General features: G+C 67.4%; 19 protein-coding genes. 11 read left to right on the top strand and 8 right to left on the bottom strand.

Annotated features, from left to right (window positions below):
• Positions 1–17: 17 nt before the first annotated feature.
• The 5 genes from H0X95_RS23025 to H0X95_RS23045 are packed head-to-tail and all read left to right on the top strand — an operon-like array spanning position 18 to position 5169.
• Positions 18–551, top strand: coding sequence for a hypothetical protein (locus H0X95_RS23025; RefSeq protein WP_059721015.1), 534 nt, complete (start codon positions 18–20; stop codon positions 549–551).
• Positions 541–1287 carry a beta-ketoacyl-ACP reductase gene (locus H0X95_RS23030; RefSeq protein WP_012493058.1) on the top strand — a complete coding sequence of 249 codons (747 nt, stop codon included), beginning with the start codon at positions 541–543 and terminating at the stop codon, positions 1285–1287. Before H0X95_RS23025 ends, H0X95_RS23030 begins: the two co-directional genes overlap by 11 nt.
• Complete coding sequence (locus tag H0X95_RS23035) at positions 1284–3104, top strand: PHA/PHB synthase family protein (protein ID WP_058902622.1); 1821 nt, start codon at positions 1284–1286, stop codon at positions 3102–3104. Before H0X95_RS23030 ends, H0X95_RS23035 begins: the two co-directional genes overlap by 4 nt.
• Entirely contained in the window at positions 3101–4132 is a 1032-nt protein-coding gene (locus tag H0X95_RS23040) for a bifunctional enoyl-CoA hydratase/phosphate acetyltransferase (protein ID WP_059721014.1), read from the top strand. The genes H0X95_RS23035 and H0X95_RS23040 overlap by 4 nt, the downstream gene beginning before the upstream one ends.
• Positions 4129–5169, top strand: coding sequence for a zinc-dependent alcohol dehydrogenase family protein (locus tag H0X95_RS23045; RefSeq protein WP_059721013.1), 1041 nt, complete (start codon positions 4129–4131; stop codon positions 5167–5169). The genes H0X95_RS23040 and H0X95_RS23045 overlap by 4 nt, the downstream gene beginning before the upstream one ends.
• Before the next feature lie 81 nt (positions 5170–5250).
• Here the strand turns inward: H0X95_RS23045 and H0X95_RS23050 are convergent, their stop codons facing one another.
• The 7 genes from H0X95_RS23050 to H0X95_RS23080 all read right to left on the bottom strand — a co-directional run bounded on the left by H0X95_RS23050 (position 5251) and on the right by H0X95_RS23080 (position 13993).
• The gene (locus H0X95_RS23050; protein WP_006488469.1) at positions 5251–6654 is read right to left on the bottom strand and encodes an MBL fold metallo-hydrolase RNA specificity domain-containing protein; all 1404 of its coding nucleotides are present in this window, start codon (positions 6652–6654) and stop codon (positions 5251–5253) included.
• 130 nt (positions 6655–6784) lie between these two features.
• Positions 6785–6970, bottom strand: a complete 186-nt coding sequence (locus H0X95_RS23055; RefSeq protein ID WP_058902626.1) for a DUF2964 family protein — start codon at positions 6968–6970, stop codon at positions 6785–6787.
• A gap of 157 nt (positions 6971–7127) precedes the next feature.
• Positions 7128–8252 (bottom strand): ABC transporter permease, encoded by a 1125-nt coding sequence (locus H0X95_RS23060; RefSeq protein WP_006488436.1) that lies wholly within the window; start codon positions 8250–8252, stop codon positions 7128–7130.
• Positions 8253–8254: 2 nt separating this feature from the next.
• Complete coding sequence (gene rbbA / locus H0X95_RS23065; RefSeq protein ID WP_059721012.1) at positions 8255–11059, bottom strand: ribosome-associated ATPase/putative transporter RbbA; 2805 nt, start codon at positions 11057–11059, stop codon at positions 8255–8257.
• Positions 11056–12129 carry an HlyD family secretion protein gene (locus H0X95_RS23070; RefSeq protein WP_059721011.1) on the bottom strand — a complete coding sequence of 358 codons (1074 nt, stop codon included), beginning with the start codon at positions 12127–12129 and terminating at the stop codon, positions 11056–11058. The genes rbbA and H0X95_RS23070 overlap by 4 nt, the downstream gene beginning before the upstream one ends.
• On the bottom strand, positions 12126–13622 hold the full coding sequence (locus H0X95_RS23075) for an efflux transporter outer membrane subunit (protein WP_059721010.1): 1497 nt from the start codon (positions 13620–13622) through the stop codon (positions 12126–12128). Before H0X95_RS23075 ends, H0X95_RS23070 begins: the two co-directional genes overlap by 4 nt.
• 182 nt (positions 13623–13804) lie before the next feature.
• On the bottom strand, positions 13805–13993 hold the full coding sequence (locus H0X95_RS23080; RefSeq protein WP_059721009.1) for a DUF2964 family protein: 189 nt from the start codon (positions 13991–13993) through the stop codon (positions 13805–13807).
• Positions 13994–14275: 282 nt separating this feature from the next.
• Between H0X95_RS23080 and H0X95_RS23085 the strand changes: the two genes are divergently transcribed.
• The 3 genes from H0X95_RS23085 to ftsH are packed head-to-tail and all read left to right on the top strand — an operon-like array spanning position 14276 to position 17414.
• Positions 14276–14923, top strand: a complete 648-nt coding sequence (locus H0X95_RS23085; protein ID WP_059721008.1) for a BON domain-containing protein — start codon at positions 14276–14278, stop codon at positions 14921–14923.
• A 40-nt stretch (positions 14924–14963) separates the two neighbouring features.
• Complete coding sequence (locus tag H0X95_RS23090; protein WP_059721007.1) at positions 14964–15473, top strand: BCAM0308 family protein; 510 nt, start codon at positions 14964–14966, stop codon at positions 15471–15473.
• A gap of 33 nt (positions 15474–15506) precedes the next feature.
• On the top strand, positions 15507–17414 hold the full coding sequence (ftsH, locus tag H0X95_RS23095; protein WP_196446228.1) for an ATP-dependent zinc metalloprotease FtsH: 1908 nt from the start codon (positions 15507–15509) through the stop codon (positions 17412–17414).
• A 53-nt stretch (positions 17415–17467) separates the two neighbouring features.
• Here the strand turns inward: ftsH and H0X95_RS23100 are convergent, their stop codons facing one another.
• Entirely contained in the window at positions 17468–19264 is a 1797-nt protein-coding gene (locus tag H0X95_RS23100; protein WP_058902632.1) for an adenosylcobalamin-dependent ribonucleoside-diphosphate reductase, read from the bottom strand.
• 209 nt (positions 19265–19473) lie between these two features.
• Between H0X95_RS23100 and H0X95_RS23105 the strand changes: the two genes are divergently transcribed.
• The 3 genes from H0X95_RS23105 to H0X95_RS23115 all read left to right on the top strand — a co-directional run bounded on the left by H0X95_RS23105 (position 19474) and on the right by H0X95_RS23115 (position 22569).
• Positions 19474–20409: a 1-phosphofructokinase family hexose kinase gene (locus tag H0X95_RS23105; RefSeq protein WP_059721006.1), complete on the top strand. Its 936-nt coding sequence runs from the start codon at positions 19474–19476 to the stop codon at positions 20407–20409.
• 118 nt (positions 20410–20527) lie between these two features.
• Positions 20528–21316, top strand: a complete 789-nt coding sequence (locus H0X95_RS23110; RefSeq protein WP_059721005.1) for a polysaccharide deacetylase family protein — start codon at positions 20528–20530, stop codon at positions 21314–21316.
• Complete coding sequence (locus H0X95_RS23115; protein WP_059721004.1) at positions 21313–22569, top strand: putative glycoside hydrolase; 1257 nt, start codon at positions 21313–21315, stop codon at positions 22567–22569. The genes H0X95_RS23110 and H0X95_RS23115 overlap by 4 nt, the downstream gene beginning before the upstream one ends.
• Positions 22570–22584: the final 15 nt, after the last annotated feature.

Below are 22584 nucleotides of genomic sequence, written 5' to 3' on the forward strand. Positions count from 1 at the left end.
TCGAAAGGGGAAAGCCGATGAGTACCGATGCATTGACGATACCGAATGACGTTTGCCGCGCGGGCTGCGATCTCGCATTGCGCATGGTTGCGCAGAACCGCGACTGGCAACACGAGTGGCATGCGCTGGCGGGCCGGCGCATCGAGCGGGATCGCATCGCGGTGCGTCGCCTGCAGCAAGCGCTGGCGGAAACAAGGGAGTGGACGGCTTTCGCCGAGGCCAGCCGGCAGGTAATGACCGACTACACGATCGCGAGCGTCGCGATCTGGCAGGACGCCACCGAACTGTGCATGCGTGCGCAATTCGAGAGCGCCGGGGCGTGGCGTACCTGGTTGCGCGAATACGGCGCAGGCGCGCTGTCGCGTTATCAGACCGACTGGCTGCCCGACCTCGGGCGACTGGCGGTGGTCAACGAAGCCAGCATGCCGTGGGCCGACTGGATGGCGGCCTTGGAGCGCGGGATCGAGGACGTGGCCGGCGCGAAGAACGGGGTCGCCGCCGGTCGACTGAACGGTATCGCTGGCGCGCGGGAGAGCGATCATGTGCGCTGACCGTGTCGCGTTTGTCACCGGCGGAATGGGCGGACTGGGCGCCTCGATCGGCCGTCGTCTACACGATGCCGGCATGACGGTGGCGGTGTCGCACAGGGAGCGCAACGACCATGTGGCGACGTGGCTCACGAAAGAACGGGAGGCGGGCCGGGCGTTCCATGCGTTCGAGGTCGACGTGGCCGACTACGATTCGTGCCAGCATTGCGCGGCGCGAGTGCTGGCCGAATTTGGGCGCGTCGACGTGCTCGTCAACAACGCCGGAATTACGCACGACGCCACCTTCGTGAAGATGACCAAGAGCATGTGGGACGCGGTGTTGCGCACCAATCTCGACGGCATATTCAACATGACGAAGCCGTTCGTGCCGGGCATGATCGAAGGCGGTTTCGGGCGGATCGTGAACATCGGCTCCGTGAACGGTTCGCGCGGCGCCTACGGGCAGACCAACTACGCGGCCGCGAAGGCTGGCATCCACGGCTTCACGAAGGCGCTGGCGCTCGAGCTCGCGCGCCACGGCGTGACAGTCAACACGGTTGCGCCCGGCTACCTGGCGACCGCGATGCTCGAGACGGTGCCTAAGGAGGTGCTCGACACCAAGATCCTCCCGCAGATTCCGGTCGGCCGCCTGGGCAATCCCGACGAAATCGCCGCGCTCGTCGCGTTTCTGTGTTCCGATGCGGCGTCGTTCGCGACGGGAGCGGAATTCGACGTCAACGGCGGGATGCACATGAAATGAAGGCAGCCGTCATCCGCGCGCCGTTCCGGCCGGAGCCGACGCGCCCGCCCGATGCAATCGAAATCGCGACGAGCGCCGCCGGTTGCGCACCCGTTCGAGCGGCGCCCGCCGACGAGTGGAATCGCGCCGCGCATGCGAACGTGGCCGCGATGACCTTCGGGTTGTCACCCGTGTCGCTGGCGCTGGCCATTCTTGACTGGGGCGCGCATCTGGCTGTGGCCCCGGGAAAATGCTTCGTGCTCGCGACGCAGGCGTGGCTGGGCGCCGTGGCGTCAGCGACAAACGGGCGCGACGGCGAGGCCGGCGACGCGGATACGAGCGGCCTTGCCGTGCACGCCGGTCACGCCGATCCGCGCTTTGCCGCGCCGGCGTGGGGCGGCTGGCCGTTTTGCGCGTATCGCGACGGCTTCCTGTCGATCCAGCGCTGGTGGCGCGACGCGACACGCGGCGTGCCGGGTGTCGACCGTCATCACGAGGAACTGGTCGGATTTGTCGCGCGACAGTGGCTCGACGCATGCTCGCCTGGAAATTTCCTCGCGACCAACCCAGTCGTGCTCGACGCGACAATGCATAGCGGTGGCGCGAACCTCGCGGCAGGCTGGCGACACTGGCTGGACGACGCGAACGCGTTGATCGAGCGCGCGAGCGGCACGCGGGGCGACGATACGCGCGCCTATCTGCCGGGACGCGACGTGGCGATTACGCCGGGGCGCGTCGTCTGGCGCAACGCGCTGTGCGAGCTGCTGCAGTACGCCCCGACGACGGCCGACGTGGCCCGCGAGCCGATCGTGGTCGTACCGTCGTGGATCATGAAGTACTACATCCTCGATCTGCAGCCGCACGATTCGCTGATTCGCTTCCTGGTCGATGCAGGCTATACGGTGTTCGCCGTGTCATGGCGCAACCCGGGCGCGGAGGCTCGCGACCTCGGGCTCGACGATTATCTGCGCGACGGGTGCATGGCGGCGCTCGACGCCGCGCGGACGATCTGCGGCGAAGCGGTGCATGCGGCCGGCTATTGTCTGGGCGGCACGCTGCTCGCGATCGCCGCGGCAGCGCTGGCGCGCGACGGGCGGCAACACGAAGCGTTGCGCTCGGTCACGTTGCTGGCGGCCCAGACCGATTTCAGCGAACCCGGCGAGCTCGGTCTGTTCATCGATGCAAGCGAGCTGTCCGCGCTCGACGCGCTGATGTGGCGGCAGGGCTACCTGGACGGTGCGCAGATGTCCGCCGCGTTCGAACTGCTGAACGCGCGCGACCTGATCTGGTCGCGGATGATGAGCGAATACCTGCTCGGCACGCGCACGAAGCCCAACGACCTGATGTCGTGGAATGCGGATACCACGCGCATGCCGTATCGCATGCACACCGAATACCTGACGCAGCTCTTTCTCGACAACGATCTTGCGACCGGCCGCTACTGCGTCGACGGGCGGCCTGTCGCGCTGTCGGACATCGACGTGCCGACGTTCGTGGTTGGCACCGAGCGCGATCACGTGTCGCCCTGGCGGTCCGTCTACAAGCTCCATCTGCTCACGCACCATGCGCTGACCTTCGTGCTGACGTCGGGCGGGCACAACGCAGGCATCGTGTCTGAGCCGGGCCATCCGGGCCGGCACTACCGATGCGTGACCCGCGAACCCGGCGCGGCCTACCGCAGCCGGCACGACTTCGTGCGCGATACGCCGGCGGTGGACGGCTCGTGGTGGTTCTGCTGGCGAGACTGGTTGCACACGCGCTCGTCGGGCGACGTACCGGCCCGCACGCCGGCCGCAGGGTTCGCGGCGGCGCCCGGCACTTACGTACTCGAAACATGAACGACAACCTTCATCCGGGTGTCCCCGACGACGCGTGCCTGCCCGGGCTGCTGCCGCAAGCGAACGGCGAACTACCGTCCCTGATTGCACGCACGCGTCATGCGCGGCCGCTCGTCGTCGCCGTCGTGCATCCGTGTGATGCCGCCAGCGTCGTTGCGCTTGCCGCGTTGAGGGCGTCTCCCTTGGGCGCATCGATCGAGCCGCTGATCGTCGCGCCCCGCACCAAGGTGCTGCGAGCGGCGAACGACGCGGGCGTCGATCTTTCAACGTGGACGATCGAAGACGTGCCGCACAGCCATGCGGCCGCCGCTCGTGCGGTCGAACTCGCGGCGGCCGGCCGCGCCGGCGCACTGATGAAAGGCAGCCTGCACACGGACGAGCTGATGGGTGCGGTCGTCGCCGCGGATTCGGGCCTGCGCACCGACAAGCGCATGTCCCATTGTTTCCTGATCGAGACGCCGGCGTATCCGCGACCATTCATCCTGACCGATGCGGCGGTGAACATCGCACCGGATCTCGCGCAGAAAGCGGCCATCACGCAGAACGCGATCGACGTCGCCCATGCGCTTGGCGTGGCCTGTCCGCGTGTGGCGGTGCTGTGCGCGGTCGAAACCGTCAATCCGGCAATGCGTTCGACGCTCGACGCGGCGGCGCTCGCCAAGATGGCCGAGCGTGGCCAGCTCGAGGGGGCGATCGTCGACGGTCCGCTCGCATTCGACAACGCGATATCCCAACGGGCGGCCCGCGACAAAGGGATCGATTCGCGTGTGGCCGGCCACGCCGACATCCTGGTCGTCCCCGATATCGAAGCGGGCAACATGCTTGCAAAGCAGCTCGAATACCTGGGCGGCGCCGCCAGCGCGGGCATCGTCGTCGGCGCACGCGTGCCGATCGTGCTAACGAGCCGCGCCGACAGCGTCGCCGTCCGGGTCGCGTCTTGTGCGCTGGCCGCGTTGCTGGCGCAGCAACGGCACGCACCCGCTTCGATCAACGAACCCGCGACTTTTTCGATGGAGGAGCAGCGATGAAAGCACTCGTCTACCACGGGTCGGGGCGCAAGGCGCTCGAGGAACGGCCCAAGCCGGAACTGCAGTCGCCCACCGACGCGATCATCCGCGTGACGCGCACGACGATTTGCGGCACCGATCTGCATATCCTCAAGGGCGACGTATCGACGTGCGAACCCGGCCGAATTCTCGGCCATGAGGGCGTCGGCGTCGTCGATCAGATTGGCGCCGCGGTCGAATCGCTGAAGCCGGGCGATCACGTACTCATTTCGTGCATCTCGTCGTGCGGCCGCTGCGAATACTGTCGCCGCGGCCTTTATTCTCACTGCACGACCGGCGGCTGGATTCTCGGTAACCGGATCGACGGCACACAGGCCGAGTATGTGCGCATCCCGCATGCGCAGACGAGCCTGTACCGGATTCCGGCAGGCGCGGACCAGGACGCGCTCGTGATGCTGTCCGATATCCTGCCGACAGGATTCGAATGCGGCGTACTGAACGGCAAGGTGCAGCCGGGCTGCACGGTCGCGATCGTCGGCGCAGGCCCGATCGGGCTGGCAGCGTTGCTGACTGCGCAGTTCTATTCGCCCGCGCAGATCATCATGATTGATCCGGACAGCAACCGGCGCGAGATCGCGCGGCACTTCGGCGCGACCGATTGCTTTGACAGCCGTGCCGGCGACCCGGTAGCGGAAGTCATGAAGCTGACCGACGGCATCGGTGTCGATTGCGCGATCGAGGCAGTCGGCATTCCGGCGACGTTCGAGATGTGCACGGCGCTCGTGGCGCCGGGCGGCGTCGTCGCGAACGTGGGTGTGCATGGCGTGAAGGCCGACCTGCACCTCGAAAAGCTGTGGGATCGCAACATCGCGATCACGACGCGGCTCGTCGACACGGTCAGCACGCCGATGCTGCTGAAGACCGTGCGCGCTGGGCGTCTCGATCCGAAACGCCTAATCACCCACCGGTTCTCGCTCGACGACGTCGAGCGTGCGTACGACACGTTCGGCCGCGCGGCGCAAACCCATGCGCTGAAGGTCATCATTGAAGCCGGCTGATCGCCGGGTGGCGCGCGACGGGGACCGGTACGCAACGTCCGGATCCCGCCGTGCGTGGCCGGCGTCTCGCCGGCGCCGTAGTCAGGATGAGAGGGCGGCCGGCTCGCGCGCATCGCCCGATTCGACTGCATCGAGATCGACGGTCTGCGCGTAAGTCGGTACTTCGCACGGCCAGTGCAAGCGCTCCGAAATGCGCCGCCGCAATGCGTCGGCCGATGCCGGTTCGCCATGCGTGATGAAGGTACAAACGGGCGCAGACTGCATCGTGCCGAGCCACTGGAGAATCTCCTCGTAGTCGGCATGCGCGGAAAGCGTGGTGATCGACTCGACCTGGGCGCGCACGCGGACGTATTCGCCGTGAATCTTCACGGTCGGTTCGTGTGCGGCCAATGCCGCGCCGCGCGTACCGGCTGCCTGGTAGCCGACCAGCGCGATCGTGTTGCGCACATCGGGTGCATAGCGGCTCAGGTGATGGAGTACACGCCCGCCGGTTGCCATGCCGCTTCCCGCGATGATGACCATCGGGCCGTGGTGTTCTGCAATCGCCTTCGACTGGTCGACCGACTGGATCATCGTCGCGGCATGGCCGAGGGCGTTCGCTTCGGACAGCGTCAGCCGGTGCTCGAGGATGTGGTGGCGATAGATTTCGGTCACGTCCGTCGCCATCGGGCTGTCGAGAAATACCGGGACGCGCGCCATGCGGCCGGATGCCTTCAGCCGTGCGATGTAATGCAGGATTTCCTGCGCACGGCCGACGGTGAAGCAGGGCATCACGACGACCCCGCCCCGCGCGAAGGTTGTGTCGAACAGCATAGCCAGCTCGTTCTCGGGGTCGGACGCCGGGTGCAGCCGGTCGCCGTATGTCGACTCGACGACCAGGTAATCCGCATGTGCGGGCGGCCGCGGCGGTTGCATGATCGGGTCATGGTATCGGCCGAGGTCGCCCGAAAACGCGAGTACCTTGTGATTCCCGTGCATTACCACGCTCGCCGCGCCGAGGATGTGCCCGGCCGGCAGCAGGCGGAACGCCAGGCCACCGCCGAGCGTAGTGCATTCGTCGAGGGCGACGGGCTTCAGCAGGCGCAGCGCGCGCTGCGCATCGTCGAGCGTATAGAGCGGCTGGGCGGGATGATGCTTCGAGTAGCCGTGCCGGTTCGCGAACTCGGCTTCCTCCTCCTGCAGCCGCGCGCTGTCGCGCAGCATGATGTCGCAGAGTTCGGCCGTGGCCGCCGTGCAGTACACCGGCCCGCGATAGCCTTCGCGCACCAGCACCGGCAGATAGCCGGTATGGTCGATATGCGCATGCGTAAGCACGACTGCATCGAGCGTGTCGGGTGCGAGCGGCAACGGGTTCCAGTTGCGCAATCGCAGATTTTTCGTGCCCTGGAATAGGCCGCAATCGATCAGCACGCGCCGGCCGCCGTGCTCGACCAGATACTTCGAGCCGGTCACGGTTTCGGTCGCACCGAGAAAAGTCAGTTTCATCGCTCGCCTCCCTGAAAGTCGAGGGGTTCAGTGCGTCGATTACATCGCGAACCGGCCCGCGGCGATTGACGGAAATCAGGGATTCCCGCATCGAACGATGAGGTCGAATGCGGCGCTTCCAGCTGTTTCGCTATCGCTCTCTCGGCGCGGGCTCGAGCTGCGAGACGAACGCGACGATGCCCGATACCAGCGTGACGATCGCGTACGGCAGCACGTGCGCGTCGACCAGCATCGCGTGCACGACGCCCAGTAGCGACGCGAGTGCAATGAACACGCCCAGCGTAGCAAGCGCGGTCCGGCAAGAATGGTGAATCATGACGTTCTCCCGTGGGGCGGCCGGTGTTCGTCCGCGTTGCCGCAATCGCGACGGCTTGCGATTTCGCAAGACACGACGCCATGATCGCGTGCCGGCCTCCGGCGCGGTTGATCTGTATCAACAGGTGAATCCCGGCTTCGCACCCGCGACTGGGCGATCACGTCATCTGACCGATCGTCTTGCGGAACCGCATCAGCGACAGCAGGAACAGCACGCTCCCGATCGCGGAAAGCGCCGCGAATTGCGGCCACACCGCATCGAGGCCGGCGCCCCGGTACAGGATGCGTTGCGCGAGCTCGACGAAATGGGTGGTGGGCGCGGCCAGCATGATGTCCCGCACGGCCGCCGGCATGCTTTCGCGCGGCGTCAATCCGCCGGACAGCAGTTGCAGCGGCAGCAGCACGAGCACGAGCAACATACCGAACTGCGGCATGCTGCGCACGAGCGTCGCGAGAAAGATCCCCAACGACGTCGTGGCGAACAGATGCAACGCCATCCCGGCCACGAACAGCGGGATGGAGCCGGGAATCGGCACGTGCAGGGCGCCGCCCACGACGCACGTCAGCGACGCGACGGCCGCCACCGTGACGACGAGCCCCATCGACCAGACCTTTGCGAGCATGATTTCCGCGGCGGTCACCGGCATCACGAGCAGATGCTCGATCGTGCCGTGTTCGCGCTCGCGAATCAGCGCGGCGCCGGTGAGGATCATCGACAGCATCGTCACGTTGTTGATCAGTTCCATCAGCGCGCCGAACCAGACTTCGTCGAGATTCGGGTTGAAGCGCATCCGCATCGCGAGATCGACGCCCGGCAACGGCGTGCCGCGATAGCGCCGCACGAATGCGTCGATCTCGCCCGACACGATCTGCTGGATATAGGTGCTGCCAGTGAAGGCTTGCGTCATCCGTGTCGCATCGACGTTGAGCTGGATCGTCGCATGACGGCCGGCAAGCACGTCGCGCTGGAAGTTCGGCGGAATGTCGAGCGAGAACGTGTAGTCGCCGTTGTCGAGGCCGCGATCGGCCGCGCCGGTGTCGATGATCGGGGGCGGTGCGAACTGGGGCGGAAAGAACGCCGCCGCGATCCGTGCCGACAGCGGCGACGCGTCTTCGTCAACGAGCGCGATCGGCACCTTGTGCAGCGTTTCGGGGCGTGCGGTCGCGGCGACGTAGATCGACGCGCTGAACGTATAGACGATGAGCGCGAGCAGGATCGGGTCGCGGGCGAGGCTCCACAGTTCCTTGATCCCGAGCCGGTAAATGGCGAGCAGGCGCGACACGATCAGCGCTCCTGCTTGCGCAGCAGGACGCCGGTCGTCACCATGATGACCGGCACGGCCGCGAGTAGCGGCCAGAACTGGGACGACAGGTCGGCCAGCCCGAGCGCCTTGTTGTAGACGCCTCGGCTGATCGCGAGCATGTAGGTGGCCGGATAGACCGTGCCGATCCACCTGCCGCTGCCTTCGAGCGACGACAGCGGCGTCAGCAGGCCGGAGAACTGCACGACGGGGATCAGTGTGCCGACGATCGTCATGAAGATCGCGGCGATCTGGCTGCGCGTGAACGTCGACGCAAAGAGCCCGATGCCGGTGGCGACGACATTGAAGACCAGCACCGCAGCCGCCAAGGTTGGGACACTTCCCTTGATCCGCACGCCGAACACGACGTCGGCCAGCACGACCATCAGCAGGAAATTCAGCATGGCCAGCATCACGTACGGCGCCTGCTTGCCGAGCAGGAATTCGGCGCGGGTCACGGGCGTCACGTACAGGTTGACGATCGATCCGAGCTCCCGTTCCCGTACGACGGCCAGCGCCGTCAGCATCGCGGGCAGCATCAGCAGCAGCATCGGCATGATCGCGGGAATCATCGCGGGCAAACTTTTGACGTCCGGGTTGTACCGATAGCGGATCGCGACATCGACGGCCGGGACGAGCGACACGCCGAGCCGGCGCTTCGCCTGATCGCGCAGCCAGTTTTCGTGCATGCCGGCCACATAGCCGCGGATCGTTTCCGCGCGCATCGGCATCGCGCCGTCGACCCACGCGCCGATTTCCACGTGCCGGCCGTGTGCGACGTCGCGGGCGAAACCGGGCGGAATTTCAATCGCGAGCGACAGCTGGCCGTTGCGCATGCGGCGATCGATGTCGCGATCGTCTGCGAGCCGCGCGCGCGGTACGAAGTAGCGGGAACCCGCAAGATTCTGCGCGTAGTCCTGGCTCAGCATCGACTGATCGCGATCCAGCACGGCGAAGGTCAGGTTGTCCACGTCGAGACTGATGCCGATGCTGATCACGCACATCAGGACGAGCGAACCGAACAGCGCCAGCGTGGCGCGCAACGGGTCGCGTCGCAGTTCCAGCACTTCGCGCCACAGGTAGCTGCCGGCGCGCGCCGGGCTGAACCATGCGGCACGGTGGCCCGCGTTGCCGGTCTCGGGCGACGCGGCAAGCCAGCCGGTGCCCGACGACGTATCCGTCGGGGCGCCGTCCACGCGTTGCGCGTCGGTCAGGTAACCGATGAACGCGTCCTCGAGCGTGGCGGCGCCGCGCAGGCGAACCAGTTCGTCCGGCGCGGCGCTTGCCAGCACGCGGCCCGCGTGCATCAGCGAGATGCGGTCGCAGCGGGCGGCCTCGTTCATGAAATGCGTCGAAATGAAAATCGTGACGCGATCGTTGCGCGCGAGCTCGATCATCAGTCGCCAGAAGTCGTCACGCGCAACCGGGTCAACGCCCGACGTCGGTTCGTCGAGGATCAGCAGTTCGGGCTTGTGCACCATCGCCACGGCAAGGGACAGCCGCTGCCGCATGCCGAGCGGCAGGCGCTCGGGCAGCGCATCGAGCACCTCGGCGAGCCCGAAGCGCCCGACCATTTCGTCGATCCGCGCGGGAAGGTCCGGTTCCGGTACGCCGAACAGGCGCGCATGCAGCACGAGGTTCTGCCTGACGGTCAGCTCGCCGTACAGCGAGAACCCTTGCGACATGTAACCGACTCGCCGGCGCGTATCGATGTCGTTCGCGGCGACCGGACGGCCGAACAGCGTCGCCGTGCCTTCGGACGCGGCGAGCAGGCCCGTGAGCATCTTCATGGTCGTCGATTTTCCGCAGCCGTTGGAGCCGAGAAACCCGAAGATTTCGCCGCGACGGATCTTCAGGCTCACGTGGTCGACCGCGACGAAATCGCCGAACCGCATCGTCAGCGCGTCGGCCTCAATCGCGTAGCCGTCGGTCTCATCGGGCTGGAACGGCGTCAGCCGGATCGGCTGGTGCCCGTGCCGTCGCGCTTCCGGCAGCAACGCGATGAACGCGGCTTCCAGCGTGTCGCAACGGGTGCGGGCGAGCAGTTCGCCGGGGCTACCCGTCGCCAGTACGCGGCCGGCGTCCATCGCGATCAGCCAGTCGAAACGCTGGGCCTCGTCCATGTACGCGGTGGCGACGAGTACGCTCATTGCCGGACGGGCGGAGCGAATACGTTCGATCAGCTCCCAGAACTGAGCTCGCGAGAGCGGGTCCACGCCGGTCGTCGGTTCGTCCAGGATCAGCAGGTCGGGGTCGTGAATCAATGCACAGCACAGACCGAGTTTCTGCTTCATGCCGCCGGACAGTTTGCCGGCAGGGCGGTCGAGAAACGCATGCAGCCCGGTGCTGTGCGTGAGCGCGTCGATCCGGCGGCGTCGCTCGGCCGCATCGTGGCCGAACAGTCTGGCGAAGAACTGCAGGTTTTCCTCGACCGACAGCGTCGCGTACAGGTTCCGGCCCAGCCCTTGCGGCATGTAGGCGATGCGCCGGCATACGCGTGCTCGATGGACGCGCGACGACAGATCGCCGCGGAGGACCCGTACACGGCCCTGCTGCATCGCACGCGCGCCGGACACGAGCGCGAGCAGGCTCGACTTGCCGACGCCGTCCGGTCCGATCAACCCGACCATGCGGCCGGCCGGGATATCGAGCGTCACGTCGTCGAGCGCGTACGTCGCGCCGTAGCGCAACGAAACGCCCGACAGTCGGGCGACCGCGCCCGATTCAATGGATGCCGGCGGACCTTCGCCCGCACCGGCACCGGTATCGACGGGCAACGTCGCGTTCATTGCGGCACCTTGATCGCGAGGCGCGCCGGCCAGCCGGCGTTCGGATCGGTCTTCAGCCACGCGACACCCGGCAGGCCGGTCTTGACCAGCTTCAGGTGGCGCTGTAGCAGATCGCGGTCGATGCGCGCCTTGACCCGGAACATCAGTTTCTGCCGTTCGGTGGCCGTCTCGACCGTCTTCGGCGTGAATTGCGCCGTGCTCGACACGTACGACACGCGTGCCGGAATCACGTATTCCGGCGCAGCATCGAGCACGATCCGCACGTCGGCGCCGAGCGGGACGCGGCCGACGACCGTTTCGGGCAGGAAAAACGTCATGTAGACGTCGGACAGGTCGACGACATTGAGCACCTTGCCGCCTGCCGGCAGGACTTCGCCCGATTCGGCAATGCGGTACTGGACCCGCCCGTCGCGCGGCGACGTCAGCTCGCTATCCGAGATATCGGCCTGTACGCGCGCGACGGTCGCTTGCGCGGCCGTCACCGCCGAGCGCGCGGCGACGAGCTGGGCCCGCGTGGCGTCGATCCCGGCCTGGGCGGCTTCCACCTGAGCGCGCGCGGCGTTCACGGTCGCCCGCAGGCTGCCGGCGCGCGCGCGATCGTCGTCGAGTTCCTGCAGCGACGACGCACCGTCCCGCGACAGCGTTTCGGAACGCGCCAGCCGGCGCGTGGCTGCGTCGAGTTCGCTTTCGCGCTGCACGACGAGCGCATCCGCCGCAGCCTTGTCGCTGCGACGCTGGGCCACCTGCGCGTCGATGCTCGCCGCGGTGTTCACTGCCTGTTGTTCCCGGGCCTGCGCCTCGTCGAGCTGCGCCTGCAGGACGACGACGTCCATGCGGGCGAGCGGCTGACCTGCACTCACGAAATCGCCTTCGTCGACGAGCATGGCGGTGACGCGCCCCGGCAACTTGGTCGCGACGTCAATCTCGGTCGCCTCGATGCGGCCATTGCCACTGACGAGCCCGGCGTCCGTCTGCGCGTCGCGCCAGCGGGTCAAGCCGTAGTAAATCAGGCCAATCGCGAGCACAGCCGCACCGGCACCGAGCAGAAGAGGGCGCTTGATGGTCTTCATGGTATGGAACCCGAATCGATGGAAAGGTGGTTCGATGCCGCGGCGGCGCTGTCGGTATCGGGCGTCCCGCCGCCGAGCGCGCCGTACAGCGCGACGCGGCTCGATAACAGCGCGCGACGCGTCATCACCCATTGCTGCTCGGCGTTCATCAGGTCCCGTTGCGCATCGAGAACTTCCAGGAAGCGGGTTGCGCCGCTGTCGTAGCGCAGTTTCGCCAGACGTGCGCGCTCGGCCTGGGACGCGAGCGTCGCCCTCTCGATCGCGACCTGGTCGGCGAGCCAGTAGCGTGCGGCGAGTGCATCGGACACGTCGCGAAACGCGCGCTGCATGGTCTTCTCGTACTGGGCGAGCGCCTCGTCGCGCTGCGCGTGCGCGAGCGCGAGATTCGACCGGTTGCGGCCGCCGTCGAGGAGCGGCAGCGTGACGTTCGGAATCACCGACCACACGCCCGTTCCGGACGACAGCAGGTCGCGCAGTGCGGTGCTCCCCGAACCGATCGCGCTCGTCAATGCGATACGCGGGAAAAACGCTGCACGCGCTGCGCCGATGTTCGCGCGCGTGGCCTGCAGTTCGTGCTCGGCCGCGATCACGTCCGGACGCCGCTCGAGCAGCGACGACGGCAGGCCCGGCGCGAGCGACGGCGTCACAGCGCCGTCGTCGAGGGTCAGCGGCGCGTCGGCCAGCGCCGGCGTCGCACCGACGAGCAATGTCAGCGCGTCGGCCGCCGATGCCCGCGCCTGCTGCAACTGGACGCCGAGCGACTCGGCCTGCTGCAGCAGGATCTCCGATTGCGTCAGGTCCAGCCGCGAGATCGCGCCGGCCGCGTGACGCAGCCGGAAAATCCGCAGCGATTCGCGCCGCGATTCGATCGTCGCGCGCGTCAACGCGATCCGTTCATCGAGCTCGCACAGGGTCAGATAGGCGTCCGCCACGCCGGTAATTACGCTCAGCGTCACCGCTTGCCGCGCTGCATCGCTCGCGAGATAGCGCTGCAGCGCCGACGCTTTCAGGTTGCGCACGCGGCCCCAGAAATCGATCTCCCATTGCGTTTCAGCCAGCTGGACCTCGTATACCTGGCCGATGACCGGCGCTGGCGTCAGGAAGCCGCCCGGCGTGCGAAACCGCGCATAGGCCGCGCCGGCGCCGATCGTCGGCCATTGATCCGCGCTGCGGATACCGTAGACGGCGCGTGCCTGTTCGACACGTGCAACGGCTGCACGCAGATCCCGATTGTTGGCGAGTGCCTGCCCGATCAACGCGCGCAGACGGACGTCGATAAAGTAGTCGTGCCAGGCAGGCGGCGCCTGCGCAATGGAGACGCTGCGGGCGGAAGGATCGGGGAACGCGGCGGCGATCGGCGCGGCGGGAAGTTCGTCGGGGGGCGCGAGCGACAGGCATCCCGACAGCAGGCCCGCGCCGGCCGCCAGCGCAACGAGACGAATGCACCGCGCGATGGCAGGCAAAAACAGCGGAGGAACCGCGACGGCGCGCATGGGATGCCTCATCGGATACGAGAACGCTGGATGGCACCGCCTGCATGGCGACGCCGGTTCGGGTTCACTTATATCCGACGATTGCCGCGCGCCCCCTTGATCTGTATCACTGCGGCCGTAATGCGTTTCGAGTGAAGCCTCGCTTGACATGCTTACGGCAGATTGTCCAGCCGATGTTCTGTTTATGGGCGGTCGCCCGGCGCGAGATTCAGCAGCACGACGAACGACAGGATGCTCAGGATCAATGTGACGATCGAATACCTGAACACCCGCTCGTCGAACAGCATCCCATGCACGATGCCGGCCAGCGACGCCAGCGCGATGAACACGCTCAGCGTCGAGAGTGCGATGCGGTACTGCTTTCGGTTCATGACGGTCTCCCGGAAAGCGGTTCGGTCATATCGCTGCGCCATGTGCGCGTTGTCGCCTGGTTTGCAGCCTCTGTCGCCATGATCGAGTCGCGCTCCGGCGGGCCGTTGATCTGCATCAACGGACAAACTGGGCGGTTGCGCACCTGCTCGCCGTTGCCGCAAGCCTGCGGATGATTGATCCTCGTCAAGCCGCCAGTGCCGCCATGCGCGATGCTGAATCGGGTACGGCACACATCCGGTCGCACGCTTCGCGACCGGCACACGCCGGGACGGGAGACCGACATGAAGTCCGATGCAACACTCAAGCAGGATGTCGAGCAAGCACTGTTCTGGAATCCGGCGATCGATTCGCGCCGGATCGACGTCGACGTACGTGACCGGATCGTGACGTTACGCGGCACGGTCGACAGCTGGGCCCAGAAGCTCGAGGCCCAGAAAACCGCGCTGCACGTCGCGGATGCGCGCGCGCTGGTGCTCGAACTGAACGTCGAGCCGCCGGAGGATGCCTGCGCCGACCACGAACTGGCGATTGCGATCACCTTCGCGCTTGGCTGGCAGGAGGCATTGCGCGATCACCAAATTCGCGTCGAAGTCGATCACGGCTGCGTGACGCTCGACGGCGAGGTAGATCATGCGTTCCAGAGCCGTGCAGCGGAAAAAATGGTGAGCCGGATGAAGGGCGTCGTCGGTGTCGCGAACCGCATTCGGGTGCGGGCCGACCATACGGTGCCCGACGTCGGCACGCGGATTGCCGAAGCGCTGGCCCGTCGCGCGCAGCGCGAATCCGCCGGGATCTCGATCGATGCGGACGACGGCATCGTCATGCTGACGGGCACGGTCGCGTCGCTGGCGGAAAGGCGTGCCGCGTGCGGCGCGGCGGCGTCGGTCAGGGGCGTGCGCGAGGTCGTCGACCGGTTGACCGTCGCGTGACCGTCGCGCCCGTACCGCCGATTACCACGGAGAAGCAGCCATGAATCGTTCGCATTCCGGCCCCGGCCGCCACTATCTGCGCCGCGACAAGCGCATGCAGCCGCATACGAAGGACAGTTATCGCGATCCGAAACGGCCGTCGGGGGACCGGATTTGCGAAGGATGCGGCGCGGTCTGCGACGCCGGCCGCTGGACCTGGTACGCGACGCCGCTCGACCGGCGTCAGCTCGAATGCCCGGCCTGCAAGCGCATGCGGGAAAACGCGCCGGCGGGCGAACTGGTGCTGCGCGGCGAATACGTGCGCCGGCATCGCTCGGCGATCCTCGAACTGCTCGAGCGGCAAGCCGATCTGGAGATGAGCGAGCACGCGCTCGAACGCATCATGGAGATCGAGCAAACCGGCGACGCGCTCGTGATTCGAACCACCGGCGTGCACGTGGTGAGGCGCATGGGCGAGGCGCTGCTGCATGCGCATCACGGCGCGCTGGCATTCAACTATCGCGACAGCGAGGACGTGCTGCGCGCGAACTGGAGCCGTGACGCGGCCTGAGCGGTCGCGGGTCTGGCGCACAGCCTCGACGTCATGAAGAAAACATTCGACTACTCCGGGTTGATGATCCCGATCGCGTTCGCGGTCCTGGTCGCCTATCAATTGCTTGCGGCCCAGCCGGCGATGACATCGATTTCGTACAGCGATTTTCATCGGCTGGTCGACGCGCGGCTCGTCGACGAGCTCGAGATCGGTCAGTCGTCGATCTCGGGCGCGCTGCGCATGCCCGAAGCCGGCGCGATGCTGCCGGCTTCCGACGCGGGCGCCGTCAAGAAGGCAGGGCCGCCGTGGCGTTTCACGACGAATCGCGTCGGCGACGATCATCTGGTCGCCGCGCTGACGACCGCCGGCATCCGCTATCGCGGGATGCCGGATTCGGGCTGGATCGCGATGCTCGCGACGTGGCTGCTGCCGATGATCGTGCTCGTGCTGGTCTGGAACTTCATAATGCGGCGGCCGGGCGGGATGCGGGACTTGAGCGGCATGGGCAAGAGCCAGGCCCGCGTGTACGTGCAGCAGGAGACCGGCATCACGTTCGACGACATCGCGGGTATCGACGAGGCGAAGGCCGAGCTGCAGCAGATCGTCGCGTTCCTGCGCAGCCCCGAGCGCTACCAGCGGCTCGGCGGCAAGATTCCGAAGGGCGTGCTGATCGTCGGCGCGCCGGGCACCGGCAAGACGCTGCTTGCGCGTGCCGTCGCCGGCGAGGCGGGCGTGCCGTTCTTCACGATCAGCGGATCGGCATTCGTCGAGATGTTCGTCGGCGTGGGGGCGGCCCGCGTGCGCGACCTGTTCGAGCAGGCGCAGCAGAAGGCGCCGTGCATCGTGTTCATCGACGAGCTAGATGCGCTCGGCAAGGCGCGCGGCGTCGGACTGATGTCCGGCAACGACGAACGCGAACAGACGCTCAATCAGTTGCTGGTCGAGATGGACGGCTTTCAGGCGAATTCGGGCGTCATCATCATGGCCGCGACCAACCGGCCGGAAATCCTGGATCCCGCGCTGCTGCGCCCCGGACGGTTCGACCGGCACATCGCGATCGACCGGCCGGACCTGGTCGGACGCAAGCAGATCCTGGCCGTCCATACGAAGCGCGTGAAGCTTGCGCCGGAAGTCGACCTCGCCGAATTGGCGCAACGCACGCCGGGCTTCGTCGGCGCCGATCTCGCGAACGTCGTCAACGAAGCCGCGCTCCATGCGGCGGAACTCGGCAAGCCGGCGATCGCGATGGCCGATTTCGACGAGGCGATCGATCGCGCGTTGACGGGCATGGAACGCAAGAGCCGCGTGATGAACGAGCAGGAAAAACGGACCATCGCTTACCACGAAGCGGGGCACGCGCTCGTCGCGCAGAGCCGTACGCACTGCGACCCGGTGAAGAAGGTGTCGATCATCCCGCGCGGGATCGCGGCGCTCGGCTATACGCAGCAGGTGCCGACCGAGGATCGCTACGTTCTGCGCAGGAGCGAACTGCTCGACCGGCTCGACGTCTTGCTCGGCGGGCGGGTGGCGGAAGAACTCGCGTTCGGCGACGTATCGACCGGCGCGCAGAACGATCTCGAACGCGCGACCGCGCTCGCGCGGCACATGGTCATGCAGTACGGAATGAGCGAACGGATCGGACTGATGACGCTCGACGATGCGGTATCGCAGGGCGGCGTGCCGGCCGTGTGGACACCGGGCGACGGCCATTGCAGCGAGCACACCGCACAACTGATCGACGAAGAGGTGCGCGCGCTGCTCGACGATGCGCACGCGCGGGTCGCGGCGACGCTCGGCGAGCATCGCGATGCGCTGGAGCGGATCGCGCGCAGCTTGCTGCAACACGAATCGATCGATCACGACAGGCTGACGGCGCTCATCGCGCGGTCCGACGAAATCGGCGACGCGCGCCGGCCCACGCAGGCCGACACGGAAACGACCACGGACGCCTCTGTCTGAACGAACGATCGCCGGGTCGCGTCGAGCGTCGGCCGCTGGTCTTCGTGCATCGTTCAACAGCCGATGCAGACCGGGCGCTCGCGCCGCGTCTGCGTCGCATCGGCCGTCACGACCGACGCAAGCCGCGGATCAGGCCGAAACACCGTGATTCCCTTGAGCCCGTCACGCCATGCCTGGAAGAACAGTGCGTCAACGTCCGCGAGCGAACACTGCCCCGGCAGCGTCACTGTCTTCGAGATGCCGGCGTCGACGCACGGCTGAAGCGCCGCGAGCATCGCGACATGATCGGCCGGTGCGATCTCCGCCGCCGTGACGAAATAGTCCGGCAGCCCGACGTTGTCGCCATGCAGGTCGCGAAACAGCCGATAAGCGTGATTCTGAACACGAAACGGCCGCACCCGTCCGTCCGCGGTGCGCACCAGGCGACGCTGCGTCCAGCCGAGCGCCGGCTCGATTCCGTTCGAACAGTTGTCGCAGAACGCTAGACTCACGCTGCCGGTTGGCGCGAAGGACAGCAGATGGCTGTTGCGCAGCCCGTGCCGCGTGATCGCGTGGTGCACCTTCAGCGGCAGCAGCGTGCGGTGCGCGGGGCCGGTCAGATAGGCGGCGGGATCGTAGGCGGGAAACACGCCGCGCTCGGAGGCAAGCGCGGCCGATGCGGCGAACGCATGCTCGCGCATCGTCAGTACGATGCCGCGTGCAAACGCGCGCGCTTGCGCGCTGTCGTAGCGCAGCTGCAGCATCGTCAGCGCGTCGCCCAGGCCCGTTATGCCGACCCCGATGCGGCGCGTGCGCCGCGCTTCGTGTTCGTGCGCGGCGAGTGGCCACTCGGTCAGGTCGAGCACGTTGTCGAGCATGCGCACCTGGATGCGCACCGCGTCGGCGAGCCCCGGGAAATCGAAGCGCGGCTTGCCGCCGACCCCGAACGGGTGATGGACGAACCGCGACAGGTCAATCGGCCCGAGCACGCAACTGCCGTACGGCGGCAGCGGCTGCTCGCCGCACGGGTTCGTCGCGTCGATCCGCTCGTGTTCGCGCAGCGGATTCGTGTCGCGGATCGTGTCGAGGAACAGCAGCCCCGGCTCGGCGCTGTCCCGCGCCGCGCCGACGATTTCGTGCCAGAGCGTGCGCGCCGGAATCGTCGCATAAAGGTACCGGCCGTCCGGCCGCCGGATCGGTGCGCAGGCCCCGGAACGGGGCCGCGCGTGATGGACGAGCGCCCAAGGCAGGTCCTGCCGGACCGCTTCCATGAACGCATCGGTGACACCGACCGACAGGTTGAACGTCGGCCAGCGCGATCGTCCGCGCTTGGATGCGACGAAGGCCGCGAGATCCGGATGATCGCAGCGCAACACCCCCATTTGCGCGCCCCGGCGCGGCCCGGTGAACGGCAGCGCCCGGCACATCGCGTCGAAGCGGTCGATTGCGACGCATGCGCCTCGTTCGGACGACACGCACCGTTCGTACGCGCCGGCAGGCGGCACCGGCGAGAAGTCGTAGCCGATGCCTCCCCCCATCAATAGCGTGCGCCATGCGTCACTGAGCGCACGAGCAAGCGCTGCGTCGACGGCCGGCCACCGCGCGCCCGGCGGAATCGCGAGCGGATGGACGAAGCAGTTGACCATCGTCCCGCCGGTATCCGCGCCGGCGTTCGCGAGGATGCGGCCCGCGCCGATCGCGCCGTGCTGTAGGTTCCGGAAGAACGCGCGCTCCACCTGCGCACGGAGATCGGCCGGCTCGGCGAGCGACAGTGTATGCGCGACGCGATGGAAGAGGGCCGTACGAGACGTTTCGCCGGGCTGCGCATAGCGTTCGGTGAACACGGTGGTGCAAAGCGGTTGCTCGTCCATGGCGGGGCTCGGCAACGATGAATGACTCACTGTAGGAGTCCGCCCGGACGCGTTGTTGATCGAGCGCAAGCGGGCGCCTTCGCGGCGTGGCTTGACGGCGGTCAACGCGGTGGCCGGTATCGAACGTAATGTGGAGCCACGGCCGGCACGCATCGGTTGCCGGGCATCGCCGCGCCGGCGTCCCAGCCATCGATCGAGAGCCACCCACCATGACCGGCATCGTTACCGTCACATTGAATCCCGCCGTCGATGTTGCTACGTCGGTCGAGCACATCGTCGATACGCACAAGCTGCGCTGCGCGCGGCCGCGGCGCGACCCCGGCGGCGGCGGAATCAACGTCGCCCGGACCGTTCACCGACTCGGAGGCGACTGCGTCGCGTTGTACCTGGCCGGCGGGCCGACCGGCGACGTCCTGACGGCGCTGCTCGAAGCCGAGCATCTGCCGAGCGAGCGAATCCGGATCGCCGGCGAGACCCGCGAGAACGTTTGCGTGACAGAGACCGCGACCGGACGTGAATACCGCTTCCTGATGCCGGGGCCGCTGGTCACGGGTGCGGAGTGGCGCGCCTGCGCGGCGCGCATCGACGCCATGCAACCGTCGCCGCGCTATCTCGTGTTGAGCGGAAGCCTGCCGCCCGGCGCCCCCGACGATCTCTACGCGACGCTTGCGCGGACGGCGAAGGCAAGGGGCAGCCGCGTGGTTGTCGACGCGGCGGGCCGGGCGCTGCAGGCGGCCCTCAAGGCCGGTGTCCATCTCGTCAAGCCCAGTATTGGCGAACTGAGCGCGCTGGCCGGCGAACCGCTCGACGACACGTCGGCATGCCGGAAGGCGAGCGAACTCGTGGCGCGCGGCCAGGCCGACATCGTCGCGTTGACACTCGGCGCACGCGGCGCATGGGTCGTCACGCGCGATCGCACCCTGCGCCTGCCCGGCAGGCCCGCAGCGGTGTGCAGCACGGTCGGCGCCGGAGACAGTTTCGTCGGCGGCATGGTGTGGGCGCTGGCGTGCGGCGTGCCGTTCGACGATGCGTGCCGCTACGCGCTGGCGGCATCGGCGGCGTCTGTCGAACGTCCCGGGACGGCGCTGTGCACGCGCGACGACGTCGAGCGGATTCGCGCCGAACTGGTTGCGCAGGCAAGCTGACGGGCGGGCGGCCCGGCACGCGCCCGATCTCGTCGGTGCGCGATCGATCGTTGATCTGGCTCAGCGGCATGCGCGCCGCGATCGCAAAAAATGGGGAACCCATTCCACGAGATCCGCCATGGTCTATCGACTGATCGCCTGCCTACTCCTGCTGTCGTGCATGCGACCGGTTGCGTCCGCCGACGTCGCGACGGTCGTTTCTCCACCGGAGCGCGTGCTGATCCTGGTCTACCATCGGTTCGCCGCCGCGCGGCTCGATTCGATGACGGTGCGCATCGACACGTTCCGCAATCAGTTGCAGGCGATCGATGCGAACGGCTATCGCATCGTGCCACTCGCCGACGTCGTACGCTGGCATGACGGCCAGCGCGATGCCGTGCCGGCGCGGGCGGTCGCGATCACGGTCGATGACGGTCACCGCTCAGTCTACGAGGTGCTGCGCCCGCTGCTGGCCGCGCATCCGGCTCCGGTCACGCTGTTCATCTATCCGTCGGCTATCTCCAACGCCAGCTACGCGATGACGTGGGACCAGTTGCTTGCGCTCGGGCGGGCCGGGTTCGACATCGAGTCCCACACGGTCTGGCATCCGAATTTTCGCGTCGAGCGTGCCCGGCTCGCACCGGACGACTACCAGCGTTTCGTGTCGTTCCAGTTGAGCCGGTCGCGCGCGCGGCTCGAGGCCGAAACCGGCCGTCCGGTCCGGCTGCTGGCCTGGCCGTTCGGCGTCCATGACGCGCTGACCGACCAGCTGGCCGCTCGCGAAGGCTACGTCGCGGCATTCACGCTCGACGCGCGCCCCGTTCGTATCACCGACTCGGCAATGGCGCTGCCGCGCTATCTGATGACCGACGCCTGCGACACACGATGCATGAACGGATTGCTGAGAACCGTCGGGGGGAAACCGTGATCGAACGTCTGATCGTCTGTCTGCTCGTGTCGCTCGCGGGATTCGCCGCCCGGGCGGCGCCCGTCACGGTCACCGTCGTCGATGCGACGAACGGACGCGCGCTGGCCGGTGCGATCGGCCACGCGGCGGGCGTGACCCGGACCGCGGATCGCGAGGGATCGTTTTCGCTGGAGATCGACGCCGCCGGAACGCGCCTGAGCGTGCGTGCGCCAGGCTACGCGCGAATCGAAGTCACGCTGGCGCCCGCCGCGGCCGCGCACACGATCCGCATGACGCCGGTGCGTCCGAAGGCGGTCTACCTGTCCGCCTACGGCGTCGCAGACCGCACGCTGCGCGACGCGGCGCTGTCCCTCCAGGACCAGACGGCGATCAATGCGCTCGTCATCGACGTGAAGGGCGACAGCGGCGTGACACCTTATCGCAGCAAGGCGCGCGAAATCTCCGGCGCCGCGAGCCATGTCGCCGGTGCGATCGTGCATCAGCCCGATTTGCCGGACTTGCTGCGGACGTTTCATGCACGCGGCCTCTACTTGATCGCGCGAATCGTCGTGTTCAAGGACGATCCGCTCGCGCGCGCTCACCCCGAGTGGGCCGTGCGCGACGCGGCCGGCGAGATCTGGCAGGACCGCGAGCATCAGCGCTGGATCGACCCGACGTCGCGCGCGGCGTGGCAACACAATTACGATGTCGCCGAAGAAGCCGCCCGCATGGGTTTCGACGAGATCCAGTTCGACTACCTGCGGTTTCCCGACGCCAACGGCCTGCGATTCGCCGAGCCCAATACTGAGGCCAACCGGGTCGCCACGATCGCCGGATTTCTCACCGGCGCGCGCGAGCGACTGCAGCCGTACAACCTCTACACGTCGGCCGACATCTTCGGCTACGTCTGCTGGAACACCGACGACACCGCGATCGGACAGCGGCTCGATGCGCTCGAGCCGGCCCTGGACTATGTGTCGCCGATGCTGTACCCGTCCGGCTTTACGTGGGGCCTGCCCGGTTGCCGGAAACCGACCGAGCATCCGGGCGAGATCGTTGCGCGGTCACTGGCTGAGGCGAAGCGCCGGACCGGCCTGGACGGTGTCCGGTTCAGGCCGTGGCTCCAGGCTTTTCGCGACTATGCATTCGATCGCCGGCCGTTCGATGCCGACGAGGTCCGCTCACAGGTCGACGCGGCCGACGCCGCGGGCACGGATGGCTGGATGCTGTGGAATCCTCGCAATCGCTACGATCCCGCCATGTTGCCGCACTGACCGGCAGGTTTGGAG

Source organism: Burkholderia sp. 9779_493 (assembly GCF_015712215.1).
Lineage (GTDB): Bacteria > Pseudomonadota > Gammaproteobacteria > Burkholderiales > Burkholderiaceae > Burkholderia > Burkholderia cenocepacia.